At 34.4% G+C, this 16,283-nt stretch carries 13 protein-coding genes; 6 read left to right on the top strand and 7 right to left on the bottom strand.

Going from position 1 to position 16,283, the window contains the following annotated elements; translation table 11 throughout:
* Positions 1 to 70: 70 nt before the first annotated feature.
* The gene (locus tag Q0845_RS20035) at positions 71 to 622 is read right to left on the bottom strand and encodes a 3'-5' exonuclease (RefSeq protein WP_298517014.1); all 552 of its coding nucleotides are present in this window, start codon (positions 620 to 622) and stop codon (positions 71 to 73) included.
* A gap of 156 nt (positions 623 to 778) precedes the next feature.
* On the opposite strand from Q0845_RS20035, the gene Q0845_RS20030 reads away from it, so the two are divergent.
* Together Q0845_RS20030 and Q0845_RS20025 are read left to right on the top strand one after the other, a co-directional pair.
* A complete protein-coding gene (locus Q0845_RS20030; RefSeq protein ID WP_298517012.1) occupies positions 779 to 1,792 on the top strand; it encodes a WYL domain-containing protein in 1,014 nt (337 codons plus the stop codon).
* A 42-nt stretch (positions 1,793 to 1,834) separates the two neighbouring features.
* On the top strand, positions 1,835 to 4,087 hold the full coding sequence (locus tag Q0845_RS20025) for an endonuclease/exonuclease/phosphatase family protein (protein ID WP_298517010.1): 2,253 nt from the start codon (positions 1,835 to 1,837) through the stop codon (positions 4,085 to 4,087).
* A 15-nt stretch (positions 4,088 to 4,102) separates the two neighbouring features.
* On the opposite strand, the gene Q0845_RS20020 is transcribed toward Q0845_RS20025, so the two are convergent.
* The 6 genes from Q0845_RS20020 to Q0845_RS19995 all read right to left on the bottom strand — a co-directional run bounded on the left by Q0845_RS20020 (position 4,103) and on the right by Q0845_RS19995 (position 12,080).
* Positions 4,103 to 6,094: a trehalase family glycosidase gene (locus Q0845_RS20020; RefSeq protein ID WP_298517008.1), complete on the bottom strand. Its 1,992-nt coding sequence runs from the start codon at positions 6,092 to 6,094 to the stop codon at positions 4,103 to 4,105.
* 1 nt (position 6,095) lies between these two features.
* Positions 6,096 to 7,415, bottom strand: a complete 1,320-nt coding sequence (locus Q0845_RS20015; RefSeq protein WP_298517006.1) for a S28 family serine protease — start codon at positions 7,413 to 7,415, stop codon at positions 6,096 to 6,098.
* 188 nt (positions 7,416 to 7,603) lie between these two features.
* The gene (locus tag Q0845_RS20010; RefSeq protein WP_298517004.1) at positions 7,604 to 7,810 is read right to left on the bottom strand and encodes a hypothetical protein; all 207 of its coding nucleotides are present in this window, start codon (positions 7,808 to 7,810) and stop codon (positions 7,604 to 7,606) included.
* Between the two features lie 104 nt (positions 7,811 to 7,914).
* Positions 7,915 to 10,557 (bottom strand): TonB-dependent receptor, encoded by a 2,643-nt coding sequence (locus tag Q0845_RS20005; protein WP_298517002.1) that lies wholly within the window; start codon positions 10,555 to 10,557, stop codon positions 7,915 to 7,917.
* Between the two features lie 47 nt (positions 10,558 to 10,604).
* Positions 10,605 to 11,510 (bottom strand): FecR family protein, encoded by a 906-nt coding sequence (locus Q0845_RS20000; protein ID WP_298517000.1) that lies wholly within the window; start codon positions 11,508 to 11,510, stop codon positions 10,605 to 10,607.
* Between the two features lie 48 nt (positions 11,511 to 11,558).
* Complete coding sequence (locus Q0845_RS19995) at positions 11,559 to 12,080, bottom strand: sigma-70 family RNA polymerase sigma factor (RefSeq protein WP_298516998.1); 522 nt, start codon at positions 12,078 to 12,080, stop codon at positions 11,559 to 11,561.
* A 120-nt stretch (positions 12,081 to 12,200) separates the two neighbouring features.
* Between Q0845_RS19995 and Q0845_RS19990 the strand changes: the two genes are divergently transcribed.
* From Q0845_RS19990 to Q0845_RS19975, 4 genes are all read left to right on the top strand, one after another.
* A complete protein-coding gene (locus Q0845_RS19990; RefSeq protein ID WP_298516996.1) occupies positions 12,201 to 12,626 on the top strand; it encodes a thioredoxin family protein in 426 nt (141 codons plus the stop codon).
* A 2-nt stretch (positions 12,627 to 12,628) separates the two neighbouring features.
* Positions 12,629 to 13,606 carry an FAD:protein FMN transferase gene (locus tag Q0845_RS19985; RefSeq protein WP_298516994.1) on the top strand — a complete coding sequence of 326 codons (978 nt, stop codon included), beginning with the start codon at positions 12,629 to 12,631 and terminating at the stop codon, positions 13,604 to 13,606.
* A 3-nt stretch (positions 13,607 to 13,609) separates the two neighbouring features.
* The gene (locus Q0845_RS19980) at positions 13,610 to 13,822 is read left to right on the top strand and encodes a DUF4266 domain-containing protein (RefSeq protein WP_298516992.1); all 213 of its coding nucleotides are present in this window, start codon (positions 13,610 to 13,612) and stop codon (positions 13,820 to 13,822) included.
* A 448-nt stretch (positions 13,823 to 14,270) separates the two neighbouring features.
* A complete protein-coding gene (locus Q0845_RS19975) occupies positions 14,271 to 15,728 on the top strand; it encodes a DUF3570 domain-containing protein (RefSeq protein WP_298516990.1) in 1,458 nt (485 codons plus the stop codon).
* The last annotated feature ends 555 nt before the right edge of the window (positions 15,729 to 16,283 follow it).

The raw sequence follows: 16,283 nt of genomic DNA, 5'->3' as shown, positions 1-16,283 counted from the left end.
GAGAAAATTTGGATTCTATAGCTAAATTTAAGCAAAAAAAATTAGCCAAGCGGCTAATCAAATATACATCTTACTGATTATTTAAACACCAATGTAAGATTTTGGCGGTGTTATTGGCATCGTCGACACCTCGGTGATGTCTTCCTTCTAAAGGAATTCGAAGTTGTTTTAATGCTCTTGCCATTCCGATACCGCGTCGCATTCTGTTGCAACGTCTAAACTCTTCTTTGACATTGATGTGTTGATCGCCAAAAGGGAAATCGACATATTTTTTTCTACATTCTTCCATGACTTTGTTACGATCATACGCGCCGTAACTTGCCCACGTGTATGCAGACGAATCATACTCGTCAAAAAGTATATCAATCGCATCTTCAAAAGAAACGCCTTCTTGCGCCACCATTTCGGGCGTGATTGAGGTGAGTTCTGTGCAAAATCGACTGATTTCGGAATGTTCAGGAATTACGAGAATTCCTTGTTGTTTGGATATTTCCCCGGAAGGAACATCCAATTCGCAAATACCAATTTCGATAATCTCACTGTGATTTCGTTGGTATTCACCATCTTGTTCCCAGCACGTAGCTTCTAAGTCTACCACTAGGATTTTGTTTGTTGTTTTCATCTTGAAATTTGTTAAATAATTAATTTTTTGTTGACAGATGAAAGCCGACGCACAATTCGTATGTAAAGAACTTGTGCAAAGAATGTTATTTATGTACGCAATCTTTTTACGCACTTCATAAATTTTTGCTATTTTCACACTTTAGACAGATATAATATGGCCATAAATAAAAACGCACTGATTCGATATAAAACCATTGACAAATGCTTGCAAAACCACTATCGTCAGTGGACTTTAAACGATTTGATTGAAGCCTGTTCTGATGTTTTACACGAATATGAAGGTCGCGAAGTAAATGTGAGCAAACGAACCGTACAATTGGATATTCAGATGATGCGTAGCGATAAATTGGGCTATAATGCACCAATTGTGGTATACGATCGTAAGTTTTATAAATATGAAGATGAAGAGTATTCCATCACAGATATTCCATTGACAGAAAACGATATGAATGTACTTTCTGAAACGGTAGAAATGCTGAAACAATTCAAAGATTTCTCGTTATTTTCAGAATTAGGCGGTATTATACAGCGTTTGGAAGATAAGGTGTATACGGAAAAAACACATCAAGCTTCCATTATCCATTTAGACAAAAATGAGAACTTAAAAGGCTTGCAACATTTAGATCTGTTATATCAGGCTATTCTAAAGAAAATTGTACTGCGTTTAACGTACCGATCATTTAAAGCACGAACAGCTTCTGAAGTTATTTTTCATCCATTCATCTTAAAAGAATACAACAATCGTTGGTTTTTAATTGGAGTTGTTGGGAACAAACCTAGCATTCTCACTTTTGCGTTAGACCGAATTATTAATGTGGATTATGATTTAGACATTCCGTACAGAAACGAAGCATTTGATGGAGACGAGTATTATAAAAACACCATTGGAGTCACCGTTTTAGACAAAAAACACATTCAACGCATTGTGCTGAAAATTGACAAAAGCAACGCGCCGTATGTAACAACCAAGCCTTTTCATAATACCCAAGAAATTATCTCAGCACAAAAAGACGGAAGCATTACAGTACAATTGAAAGTACACATCAACTTTGAATTAGAACGTTTAATTCTCGGTTTTGGAGATTCCATTGAAGTGATAGAACCACCATTATTACGGAAACGAATTCGAAAAAAATTAGAAGCGGCTGCGAGTAAATATATAGCGTAAATTTTATCTTTGCATCATCATTCAATCTATCAAATTCTTTCCATGAAATTAAGATACTTTTTTGCGTTTTTTCTGCTAAGTTTTCAATGTGTTTGTTCACAATCAGCTGCCATTACGATTGATGGTAATTTTGATGATTGGAATGCTAGTTTGACTACGTATACTGACACAAGCGAAAATATTTCGGGAGTAGATTTGCTTGAAATTCAAGTGACAAATGACGATGAGTTTTTGTTTATCAGAATCAAAGCAGATCAAGAGTTTGATATTACTGATGATAATACTATTGTGCAAGAGTTAGGACTTTTTATTGATGCAGATAATGATGCGAATACCGGATTTGATATTCAGCAAGATTACGGTTCGGAATTGGGCTTATTATTTACACGTTTGTTCGCGCATTATAATGTAACGCCTTATTCGCAAGTAAGTATGTCTGACTTAAAAGTGAGAGTTGCGCCTACAGTAAGTTCAGATGAGTTTGAAATTGCCATAGGTCGTCATGTACTTCCAGATGGTGCAAATGCATTATTTCCATCATCTACCATTAAAATATTGATCAAGAATGATGACAATTTTGATCGAATTCCGAATATTGGAAGCGTATTTACGTATACGTTTGATGAAACTCCAGTGCCAGCATATACGCCTATAGATATTACTAAAGATAATGCCGAACATATAAGAATTGTAGCATATAACACGTTATTAGATGGTTTGTTAGATGTCAATCGGTTGGATGATTTTGAACGAATTATAAAATCGCTCAACCCAGATATTGTTGGTTTTATAGAAAGTGCTGGAACTTCGGAAACTTATGTAAAAGGATTGTTTGATACATGGTTGCCTTTAGGAACGGTTGATGGTTGGTATGTAAAAAAGCATGGAGGAGAAGTGACGGTTTCTCGTTGGGAAATTATACAGCAATGGGATCATTTAACACGTCAGTTTCCTGTATTGATTGATCTTCCAGATGAAACATATCACACCGATTTACTGTTTACCAATGCACATTTGAGTTGTTGTGGTGCCGATACTTCTCGACAAGATCAAGTAGACCAATATGCTGCGTTTATTTTAGATGCAAAAACTTCTGGCGGATTGATCAATCTTCCCGAAAATACACCTTTTGTGTATGGAGGTGATTTGAATTTGGTAGGTTTAGCACAGCAATTAGAAACCTTAAAAACAGGCGATATTCAAGATACGGCAACCTATGGACAAGGCGGATTTTTAGATTGGGACAATACAGCAGTGCAAGAAGAAAATTGTTTGCAAGCCGATGTACGTATGAATTATACATGGCGTTCAGATTCGCAAGCATTTCCTCCTGGGAAACTCGATTTTATATTGTTTTCAGATTTTACGCTTACAGCAGAAAAGTCATTTGTATTACAAACAGAATTGATGTCCGCAGCACGATTGACAAGCTATAATTTACAGCAAAACGACACAGGAACTGCTTCCGATCATTTTCCGGTTGTGACCGATTTTTCAATTAAAACTGCCACGGTTTCGCCAATAGTATATTTACAAGGCGCAGGAATCAATCCGTATACAGGAGAAGAAGGGTTGATGCGAGACGATTTGCGCCGAAATAATGTATTGCCAACGACTTCGCCATATCAAGATGCTTTGACTTGTGAAGCCAGTGTTTTTGATACAACTCTTGGACAAGAACACAATGATATCGTGGACTGGGTTTATATAGAATTGCGCGATCCTGTAAATCCAACGCAAGTTAAATATGCACGTTCAGCTTTATTACAACGCGATGGAGATATTGTAGATGTTGATGGCATTTCTACAGCAGTAAAACTAAATGTACCACCAGCAGATTATTATGTGGCCATTCGTCATCGAAATCATTTAGGAATCATGACAAATGGAGAAATTGAATTGTCAGATGCTATTGTTTCTATCAACTTTGCGTTAAATTCAAATCTGATTAGTTATGGAAGCAATCCACAAACACAATTTGGAAATTCATCAGGATATTATGGAATGTGGGCCGGAAATGTGAGTCCAAATGACGTAATTCAATACACGGGAACAAGTCCAGACGCACCTGCAATTTTAAGCGAAGTGCTCAATGATCCTGCAAACTTTTTGAATTTTCCAACGTTTACAATTTCAGGATATAATGTGCATGATATCAATTTAGATGGAAACGTACAATATACAGGAACAACACCCGATACGCCTTTTATTTTGCAAAATGTGTTGGCGCATCCGGGGAATTTCTTAAACTTTAGTACATATCAAATTCAGGAACAATTGCCAGAGCATGAATAATAAATTTGTCGATTGTTAGTCTTCTATGAGTAGCATCATTACGTGTGCGGCACTCCAACTAAAGTTTTTAGCATTTAATCCTTCTCCAGTAATTGGATGGTAGTTTTCGCGAATAGAAGTTCCTTTTTCAATAAGACCTTTACAACCTGCTAATATCTGTAGACTGGCTTGGTCGGCTTCTGTTTTGAAACCGTAATTTAGCAATCCTTTTACACCAAAATAAGCTTGATCGAGCCAGTTTGGGCCACGCCAATATCCTTTGAGTGGATTAAATTTAGGGTGATCGGCACTCATAGTCTGGAACGGAACTTTTGTATAGAATTTGGCAGGATTCATCATATTATTCTTCACTCCAATTGCTTGTTGTTGTGTGGCAACTTTTGCCCAAAGCGGAATCCAACCTTCTGAACCTTCTCCTTTTATAAAAGTAGTTCCTTCTAGGCTTGTATCATAAAACCATGCATCAGTAGTATCGTAAAACTGTTGTTGAATTTGTTTTTTTAATACTTCAGCTTCAGCAGAAAACGTGTCAGCATCTTTATGTTTTTGTAGTGCCTTTGCCAACGTTGCCAAGAATAGTTTTTCAGCATATAAATAAGCATTTAAATCTACCGATTCTTGATCTAATGAATAAGCACCTTCTGTATTTTTTAAAATTTTTGAATTGTCAAAACGAATAGCATTGTCCATTCCGCTTTCCCATTTGGCTGCAATAAGAGAACCATCTGTAGCGCCATATTCACACAAACCATCTTGATCATGATCACGTTTTGCATACCACCAATAATGGTATTTTTTTAGTTTTGGATACATGTAATTTATAAAGTCAAGATCCTTGTCTTTTTCATAGATTTTAGAAACTGCCCAAGCAGATAGTGGCGGTTTTGTATCGCGATAATTGTGTGCTTCAATAGTAGTATCACGAAAAACACAATCGGCAACAAAACCATCATCTTCTTGAAAATCAAACATGAGTTTGATCTGCTTTTTTGCCAATTCTGAATCAAAATAGGAGAGTCCAACCGCGTGTTTCCAAGAATCCCAAGACCAGAAACCATTAAACCATTTATAATGATAACTTGGAAACAAACCTTCATGTTTAATTTCTCCCGCAGGAATTCGCCAATTATTTTGTAAAGTCAACATAGCTTTCGCAAGTAGCGAAGTATATTTTTCTCCAGAAAACAGTTCTTTCTTTAATGATATAAGTGTTGTAAGTTGTTTGTTTTTTTCGGATAAACGTTGTTTTACAATCGAATCAAAATTTACAGACTGTATTAGTTTTTGCTCATCCTTCCATGAATATTCAGGGAAAATGAACGTTTGCGAACAGATATAACTTTTTTGCTCATTGGGTTTTAAGTGTAATGCTTTAAATGAACTAGTATATTGCGTACTATCAATAGTTACAGAAGTAATATCATTTAAAGAATGTATATATCCTGTAGCCGTTGTTTTATTTGAATTTATCTGAATAGTTTTTTTATTTCCAGAAAAATAAATTCCGTTATCAAATAATCCTCCACTAAGTTGCGGTTGTATCGTTATATCAACATTAGAAGTATTTGTAATTGTATTTTTTATCAAAGCCGTATGACCTGATAAATAAACGAGTTGTTGGGATAAAGTAATCGTGTCAGATTTAAAATTTTGCTCCAAATGACTTAGATAACTCACAGAATTTATACTTGCCCACGAATGGTCTTTTACCGTGAAATTTGCCAAAGACTTCCCAGCCCAAACACCATTTTGTTCAGTCATTAAAAATGGTCCAGAAAAGCCAGAAACGGAAATTGTATCTGAAAGACTATATGCAAACCATGCGCCTTGGTCTGAGAACATGAGTCCAGATTTGTCAAATGTATTATTTGGAGTAATTGAAAAATCTAAAACATTAGAAGTCGCTTTAAAATAAGTGTCATAGTTAGCGGTTTTTACAGGAATTGAATTTGACTCACAACCTATTAAAATACATATGAAACCTATTAAAACTACTTTTTTAAACATGCTACTTATTTAAAGGATATACTGTTGTTTCTTCTCCTAACCATTCTTGTAGTTTGGTATATATTTTTTCTTGATCTTCTTTTGAAAAATGTTTGATACGCGTACTATGATCTGCGCCATCGAGCACCATCATTAAAGCATCTACATGTGGTTTTGGAGAAGGAGCACAGGCGCCCCAAGGATCATAAGCTCCATAAATGTATAATATTTTGTCTCCTTTATTTTCGATATAATTTCGAACCTTTTTTATATAATTTGGATTATACGTTAGATCTACATTACTAGGAGCAAAACGTTTATTGGTAGCGCTTTTTACCACTTTTAGTAAATCTTTTACAGGTTCTAAATCGAAACCATAATAACCTAATTCTTTTACGTGTTGATAGAAAGAAGGCAAGTAATATTCAAATATTGCATCACTGTAAAAGCTCACGCCTACAATTGTATTTACATAGTCAAATAATTCTTGAGGAGATGCATCCTCGGCAGGAATTGCTTCACATTTTCCGCCCCATTGCCAAAAAGAAAACGGAAATTCCAATACGGCATATTCCAAAGCTTCTTCATAAGGTACTTTTGTAAATTTCATGTTTTTGGCAGCAGCATGTTGTTTCATTATGGTTAAAACAGCTTCTCTGTTATGTAAGATGGCTCTTTGGTATTTTTTAATGGCTAAACGACATGCATCGGTACCTACAGAATTGATTAAATCGTTGGTACGCTGATCTTCTACACCATCAATAATAGGCGCTACATATGGAACGGCAACATCTACATCTTTGGGATATTTACTTCTGTAAATAAGCGTCGTTTCTCCACCTTTGCTAATTCCGGACGATAACCATTTTCCTTTGTAAATAGCTTTCATTTTAGTTACAATGTTGTGGTAATCTTCAATAGCATTGTCATTGGTTAAATATTCCCACGGAAGTGGATTTGGGCGCGATTTCCCATACATTCGGTACTCAACAATAATTTGATTTCCTTTCAATACTTTACTCAACTCAGAAGTTCGATTGTTAGAAGCATAACCGTCCGTAATTAAAACGGTTGGTTGCTCATACGACGAATGCGAAACGTACATATAATGCTTAAAAGTTCCTTTGGAAGGATTTTTAGGATCTAAAGGCTGATTCATCACTACTTGATAGGCTTCTGTAAAATGATCGCCAGTTTTTATAGCATCGATGCTTGCAGTTGGAAATAGTTGAGTAAGCTGCTCTTTAAAAGGCAAAGATGAGTCTACTACAGGTATTGTTTTACAAGAATGTGTTGCAGTAATAAATAAAACTATGGCGAGTACGCGGTAGATGGATTTCATAGGGTTTAAAAATTTATGCCTAAATATAACCGTTATTTTAAACTCATGATAATACTATATTAATAGAAATGTGTGAAATATTCATAAACTCGATATTTTATGATGTTTTTGAGAAACGAAGTTCATAAAAAAAACGCTTGCTATTTCTGTGGAATAGCAAGCGTTTTAAATTAAAAGTTATTGCGAGTTTATCGTTCGTCAGTATTTGTCTGACAATTATCACAAGTATCTTGATGCGAACATGGAAGTTGTATAGATTCACAAGGATTTGGCACAGAGCCTGGACCCGTTCCTTGTGGCGAAATTCTAACAAACCCACCATTAGTTTTTTGTGCGTTTAAGCTTGAAACCACTTTTTTGTTAAGTGCTAAGCTTTGTAATTGCTTTTTTTTCATGAGTACTAATTTTTGATTAGATCATAAAATTAAGGAAATAAAACCGTGGATTTTTTGTGTTGTAGTCTTAATTTATAAATTACAAGAAACTTTTATCTGGATTCTTAAAAGAATATTTTAAAAGAAACATTCGGTGTCAAACCAAGAGAAAAACGTTGAATCACTTGTTCTAAAATGACTTCCAATTCTTCTGGAGTTGAACCTGTAGTACCTGGAATAGCAATTCCGCCATCATCCAAAGGTTTGCGTTCTGCTTTATAAATTACGTTAATCGGTTTTACTCTATTGTACAAGTTCAACACTGAAAAACCTGCTTGTGCACGTAGTTTTTTAATATTGAAATCATATAAAATAGAAGCATCTAAACGATGAAAAGAAGGCAGTCGATCACTATTGATAGGTCCAAAATTTACCACACCTGCATTTTCTCCATCAGCATCAATTTCAATAACATAACTATTTACAGGAGTTACGGGTTTTCCCGATCGAATTTGCCAACCTAATGAAAATTGCCAATTGTCAACTTTAAGTGTGTTGGAAATTCGGAACGCATGTGTAATGTCGTTGTTTCCTGGGAATTCTGAATTGCCTTGTAAATTTGGAAACTTAAACGTAATATCATTAAAGGTATAACCTGCCCAAATTTTATAAGCATTCCATCGATATTTTAATAAAACATCAATTCCTTTGATAGAACTTTCTCCAGCTTCCAAAATTTCTAACGGATTGCTAAAACCACTGGTAAAAGTGGTTAAACCTTCCAATTCTTTATAATACGCATCAACATCAATATTTAGGTTTTTATGACTGTATAAAATTCCTCCAGAAATCTGATTGCTCGATAATAATGGATATTGATTGTCATCTGATAAACGCCATAAATTGTTTTCCAAACGCAATTCTGTATGATTAAATTCTATCAGCTGCGAAATAGGTTGATTTCTACGTTCAATAGCGGTTTTTACACGAAAACGATCGTTTAAAGGATATTCAAAATTAATGCGTGGTTCTAACAAAAATCGGTCTACAGAATTATAATGAACCAATCGTACACCAGCATTGATAAAGGCTTTATTTTCAAAACTTAAGGTATATTCTCCAAACAACGCATTTTTAAAGTTAGTATCACTTTGTCCAGAATCTTCTCTTTCGTTGTCAAGCGGTTTTACTTTTCTAATAATAACATCCAAATCGGTATACGAAAGTTGATAACCCGCAGTCAATTTTTGTGAATCGGTAAGGTTTCGTGTCAAAGAAAAATTGGCGCCAACGTCAACAATATCATTTTGACGTGTATTAATCTCTTCCAAATCGAGCGTTCCATTGCCATCTTCATCTTTTAATTCTTTATTTTGATAGAAAGAATTGTATTCTGAAAAATATACAGTCAACTTTTCTTGTTGTTTTAGGCTTGTGCGATGTTTCCATTCAAAACTCAAACCTTTATTTTTGGTAATGAGTGAATCGAGCAATAACTCATCGCCGCCAGTAAAGTTAAAATCTAAGCGATTTCGTGTATACAATCCGCCAACAGAAAGTGTGTTTTTATCATTTGGTTTTACAACAATTTTTGTGTTGATATCGGCAAAGTCAAAATCGTTATTACTGCTTTCACGGTTAAAATCGTCATCAGTTTCTAGCTCTAAAACACTTCCATTAACATCTCTTGCGACTCCAAAATTGGTAAAAATTTTATCGGCATAACTTATATAGGTTGGCGTTTTCCATACATCAGGATACGAGCGGCGTGCAAACAGGTACAAAGCGGCTTTGTCCGATAAAGGCGTTTTTACATATCCGTTTACAGCCAAACCGTCAATTTCGAATCCGCCATTGGTTTTTTCAGGAATATCTTCTCCACTAGAAATATCAATAATACCAGAAATACGATCTCCATAACTAGCACTTGTTCCCGATCTGAAAATAGTAGCTTTTTGTGTAGCAAACGGATTGAATAAAGAAAACATTCCGTAAAAATGGCCTGTATTATAGAGTTTAATATTATCGTATAAAATTAAATTTTGATCAGGAGATCCACCTCGAATTTGAATTCCTGTAGCCGATTCGTCCAAGGTTGAAATTCCAGGGATCAATTGAATACTTTGCGAAATATCTGCATTAAGCAAGCCAGGCAAAATACCCAAACGTTTCGTGCTTACAGAGATAGAACCATCTTTATTTCGGTCAATTCCATTGGTAATATATCCAGCAATAACAACCGCTTCCAAGGATTCTATTCCTTGTGTTAAATAGATTTGAATACAATCTTCACTTCCAGAAAATTGTTGTGCTTCATAGCCCAAATTGTTTGCCGTAAAAAGATTGGCAGTCGTTTTATTAATCGTAAAAAAACCATTCAAATTTGTAGAAACTTGCTGGTTTTCGTTATCACTAATTGTTGCAAACGGAATAGGCATTCGTGTAGTGGCATCTAACACATATCCGCAAATTTTATCTGCTACCTTTTTGGGGGCAATAATAATTTGTTTCTCGGATAGTTTATCAAAAGTCAATCCTGTTTGAGCTTCTAAGATGACTAATAATTCTGAAAGTTCTAGCTGAGATACCTTTAGAGTAATAGACTTATTTTGAATTAAATCGTTGGCATACGAAAACGAAAGATCGTATTGTTTTTCTACTTCTTTAATGACTTGTAAAAGCGGTGCATTTTGGTAGTTATAATCTTTATTTTGAGCATTAGAAAAGGTAAATGTCAAAAATAAAAATAAAGCACAAAGCTGTTTCATATATTTGATCTTAAGGCATACAAATGTAAGGATTTAAATAAATTCTACTATTTGTTGAGTATAATTTTATTGTTTGCTTTTTTATATGTAATTCCCATTGGCACTAAGGTTGCTTTTAATGCATTGTTTAAATCAGTGTGATAAAATCGTCCTGAAAACAAACGATTGATGTCAATATTTGAAGTATCAAAAGTAATATCAAAATACAAAGACAACTCATTTAAAACTTCCGATAATGGTTGTTGCGTAAACGTAGAAACTCCTTGTTTCCATGCAGGTGTTTCTTCTGTAAAAGTAGCTTCTTTCAAAGCATCTTTGGTAATAGCTACTTGCATTCCTTTTGTTAAGATATACGTATTGTCTGTGTTGTTATTTTGTGTGAATTGAACTTTTCCTTCGTAACATTTCAATACAAAATCAGCACGATCTTTAATATTAAATTCAGTACCTAAAACGGCAACAGTTCCTTTAGAAGTTTCCACACTAAAATCATCGCCTTTTGCAACTGTAAAATAAGCTTCTCCTTTTAATTCCACTGTTTTATTAGATGACCAAAAGAAACGTTTATGTGAAATACTTGAATTTGCATTCAAATTTACAGTAGAACCATCTGCAAGCGTAATTGTTTGCGATTGACCAATTCCTGTGGTGTATGTTTTAGATGAGGTTAGAAAAATTCCGGTTGATAAAATGATAATTGCAGCTACTGAGATATTTCTCCATAGCTTGATTAATTTTCCTTTTTTAGGTTTGTTAGCAAGTCTTGCTTTTACAGTCTGTAAAGCACGTTCCACGTCAATAGTTGGTCCATCCAAAAGTTGCGCTTCTCTATTGATAATATCAAATTGCTTAAAAACGTCTGTCTTCTCAAATGCAATACGTTCTTCATCAGAAAGTTCGCCAGCAATCCATCGCCCTAAAAATGACTCATCTGTATCGTAATTTTCCATCATACATTTTAGTTTCTTATTAACTAGACATTTAAAAAGGCGCGTACCCTATTAAATTTTTATTTCTTTTCCTAAAATTGCTCGTAACTCCTTTAAAGCTTTGCTCATTCTGCGTTCAATTGCTTTTACGGTTAAGCCTGTAATTTCGGCAATTTCACGATATGTTTTATTTTCAACGCGACTCATCAAAAAGACTTCTCTTTCTTTTGGATTGAGTGTATTAATAGCTTCTTTTAGTTTGATTCTGAACTCTTCTACTTCAATCAAAAAATCAGGACTTTCATGATCGGTATTCTCTACAACAGTCTTTTGATGTTTCAAAATTACCTTTTCATGTGCTATTTCATTTAAGAACGAATTATTACTAGCGGTATATATATAAGATTTAGCTTTTGAGAATGTAATAGTAGCGCAAAGTTTCCAGAGTTTAATAAATACATTTTGAACAATATCTTCTGCGCGTTGCAAGTTTCCACACTTATAATAAATGTACTTCGTAGCGGGTTCGTAAAACTTACGAAACAGCTCGTTATAATTTTTTTCTTCGCAAATAGAAGGTTCTTTCTCTGACATTTAATTCAAATCTGGGTTTCAAAAATAGGTAAAACTCTCAAAAAAAGGACAAATAAAATAGGGTAGATGTTTTTTTTAGTGTCATAACTATAATTAACAACAGTAAAATTTAATCTTTTTATGAGTAAATTAATGTACATCTTATTACTTGTTTCTACAGTAAGTTTTGGTCAAGAATGGCATGCAAACTTTGAAACCGCAAAAAAGGAAGCAAGTACTAAAAATCAACACATCATTCTTGTGTTTTCTGGTTCCGATTGGTGTGCGCCTTGTATGAAACTAGAGCGTGAAATTTGGGATTCAGAAACCTTCAAATCGTATGCTAAAGCAAATTACACCTTGCTAAAAGCAGATTTTCCAAGACGTAAAAAAAATAAACTCTCCAAAGAATTACAGACTCAAAATGAGCAATTAGCAGAAAAATACAATCCCAACGGATATTTTCCTTTAGTAGTGATTTTAGACGAAACAGGAAAACAATTAGGACAATTAGGCTACCAAAAAATAGCTCCCGAAGCATACATTAAAAAACTAAATGCTTTTTAATAATGTCAAAATCACTTGCTACATACATACTACTATTGTGTTTTTGCGTGAGCAATGCGCAAGAATCCTATAAACGAACGCTTAAATTGATGGGAAGCCGTTTTGATATTTCTGTCATGGCGAATACCAAAGCGGAAGGAAATACTTATATAAATATGGCTGTTGCCGAAATATCTCGGATTGAAAAACTCATTTCTTCTTGGGATAAAAATTCGCAAACATCACTGGTCAATAAAAATGCAGGGATACAAGCTGTAAAAGTAGATGCAGAATTATTTCAATTAATTGAACGATCAATACAAATATCCAAACTAACCAATGGAGCTTTTGATATTAGTTATGCTTCTATGGACCGTATTTGGAAGTTTGATGGAAGCATGACGGAAATGCCATCTGCGGAAGCCATTCAGCAATCTGTTGCGAAAGTTGGGTATGAAAATATCATTCTAAACAAAGAAAAACAAACGGTCTTTTTAAAGCACAAAGGAATGAAAATTGGCTTTGGCGCTATTGGAAAAGGATATGCGGCAGACAAAGCAAAAAAGTTATTGCAAACACAAAATGTAAAAGCCGGAATCATCAATGCTTCAGGCGATTTAAGCACTTGGGGAACGCAAATTGACGGTAAAGATTTTAAAGTTGCCATCAAAAATCCGCTCAATAAAAATAAGGTTTTTGCTATGATTCCTATCAAAGAACAAGCGATTGTAACCTCAGGAAATTATGAAAAGCAAGTAGAATTCAACGGAAAAAAATACACACATATCATTGATCCGCGTACGGGATATCCAAGTAGCGGAATTGTGAGTGTAAGTGTATTAGCACCAAGCGCTGAATTAGCAGATGCATTAGCAACGTCCATTTTTGTCACAGGAAAAGATGTTGGCTTACACATGGTAAATCAACTGAACAATATTGAATGCATTATTGTAGATGCTACAGGAAAAATACACTATTCAACAAATATTAACATAGAATAAAACATGAACAGACTCCTTTTTTTAGTCATATCGTTGTTATTGGTAAACACTTCTTGTGTAGCCGTCAAAGAATACCAAAAAGTAAACATCAATGATCCGGATATGAAACTTTCTTCATTAGGAATAGAACGTTTTGAAACAAATTTTCAAGTATACAGAGAAGCGGCTTCTGGAGCTAATGGAGGAAAAAGCGGCGGTGGCTGCGGTTGTAATTAAATGAAGCCCAAGTTTGAAAAGCTGCAAGCGCATTCAAAATTGTTGGCTGAATTTATCCCGTTGCAGAACGGGATCTAAAAAGTAAGAAGGTTTCCAAGTTTGAAAAGCTGCAAGCGCATTCAAAATTGTTGGCTGAATTTATCCCGTTGCAGAACGGGATCTAAAAAGTAAGAAGGTTTCCAAGTTTGAAAAGCTGCAAGCGCATTCAAAATTGTTGGCTGAATTTATCCCGTTGCAGAACGGGATCCAAAAAATAGGAAGATTTTCCAAGTTTGAAAAGCTGCAAAGCGCATTCAAAATTGTTGGTTGAATTTATCCCGTTGCAGAACAGGATCCAAAAAATAGGAAGATTTACCAAATTTGAAAAGCAGCAAGCATATTCAAAAGAAATCAGTCTTAAAAAGTAATTATTAAAATATAAGAAGCTCGCTTTCTCGAGAAAAAATATATGAAAAAAATAAGTGTGTTATTAATGCTTTTGTGTGGCTCAATGATGTTTTCGCAAGAAATACTAAAAGATACCATCAGTGTTTATAAAAAACGTGTATTAGAAACTACAGAAGTCGATTTTCTCATGAGTTACTACACGCAAGATGGAAACAATGCTTCTGTAACAGGCGGAATTGGTAATGAGCGATTAACAGATTTGACACCAACGTTTGTGGTTGCGATTCCATTAAATGCAGATGATGTACTTACGGTTGATGCGGGAATTTCGGCATACACATCAGCTTCATCGAGTAACTTAGATCCGTTTGATGCTTCTGGAGCTTCTGGTGGATATGATGACGATGATGATGGCGGAAGCGGAAATGCAAGTGGAACCAAAGGAAGTCCTTGGGTGGAATCTTCGGGTGCTTCTGCTGGTGATGTTTGGGGAGGAATCAACGCAAGTTACAGTCACAGTTCAGATGACAGAAATAGTATTTGGAGCGGAAATATAAACTTTGCCGCAGAATACGATTATGTATCTGTTGGTTTTGGAGGAAGTTATTCTAAACTCTTCAATCAAAAAAATACAGAAATTGGAATAAAAGCACAAGTGTATCTAGATACTTGGAATCCTAAATATCCAACGGAATTAGATTCCTACAACGAAGCCAGTCAAAATTTAAACAATGGTTTTTTTGCCAACATTGATATCTTGGATCAAAGTGGAAATATTATAGATAAAAACGGCGCAACAGTTTGGTCGCCTTTCAATACCACCTTAATTCAAGACAGAGCACGAAATACTTATTCGGTGTCTTTGAGTTTCTCTCAGATTATCAATCAACGAGCGCAATTTTCATTATTTGCAGATGTGGTGCAACAGCAAGGTTGGTTAGCGAATCCGATGCAACGTGTATATTTCGCTGATAGAGCTAATTATTATGTAGGAAATGCAGCAAATATACCAAACTACAGTTCGCCTGAAAATACGGATGTGTTTCACTTAGCAGACGATATTGAACGTTTGCCCGATACGCGATTCAAATTGCCATTTGGTGCGCGATTCAATTACTATGTCAATGAAAATATCTCATTGCGTACGTATTATCGCTATTATTTTGATACTTGGGGAATCAATTCGCATACCGCAAATATTGAAGTGCCTATCAAATTAGGATTGGGGAAATTTACACTGTATCCAAACTATCGTTTTTACAATCAGACGTCAGCTGATTATTTTGGAGAATATGAAACGCATGTATCAACTTCTGAGTTTTATACTTCAGACTTTGATTTGTCCAAATTTAACAGTCATCAATATGGTTTAGGGTTAAAATATACAGATGTATTTGCAAAATTTAAAGTATTCAATATTGGACTCAAATCGTTTGACATACGATACAGTTATTATGATAGAAGTACAGGTTTGACTGCGAATATAATATCAACCAGTTTCAAGTTTGTACTAGATTAAAAAAATATGTGAAGTTTATGTTTCTTTTTCGAGTAATTAAAAGAAAAATCAAAATCAAACTATGATATCTCTTGTTGTTTAGGAAATATAGTTTTTTTGATATAACTCACATCTTAGGCTTAGGCAATAACTAATTCTTAGCCCCTATTAAAAAGTAGTAGAATTAGTACAGTCTAAGCCTAAATTTTTTTAAAAAAATAGGGTGCTTGTACTTTTTGCGGTCTTAAGTATATAAAACCTACTTAAAATTTTAATGTATAGATAAAAGGAACGCAGTAAAAATTTATCAGATTTGGTTAACATATTTTTACTGAGTTTAGGTATTTAGATATAAATATTTAAGAGGGCAATTTTAGTTTTTCGAGCGACAAGATCAAATCTACATAGGTTTGATCTTGATCATTTTATAATATTATAACATACACACATCCGATGAAAAAAGGATATTCCTTTCATAGAGCATTTGTCATTTTTATTTTCATTCTAATTATGGTTTTAATTGTATCAATTAAAAAAATATAAATGCTTATCCAATACGATACGTAGTCGTAAATA

This window comes from uncultured Kordia sp. (assembly GCF_947489565.1).
Classification (GTDB): Bacteria; Bacteroidota; Bacteroidia; order Flavobacteriales; family Flavobacteriaceae; genus Kordia.
This window is presented reverse-complemented; position numbering and strand designations above follow the sequence as displayed.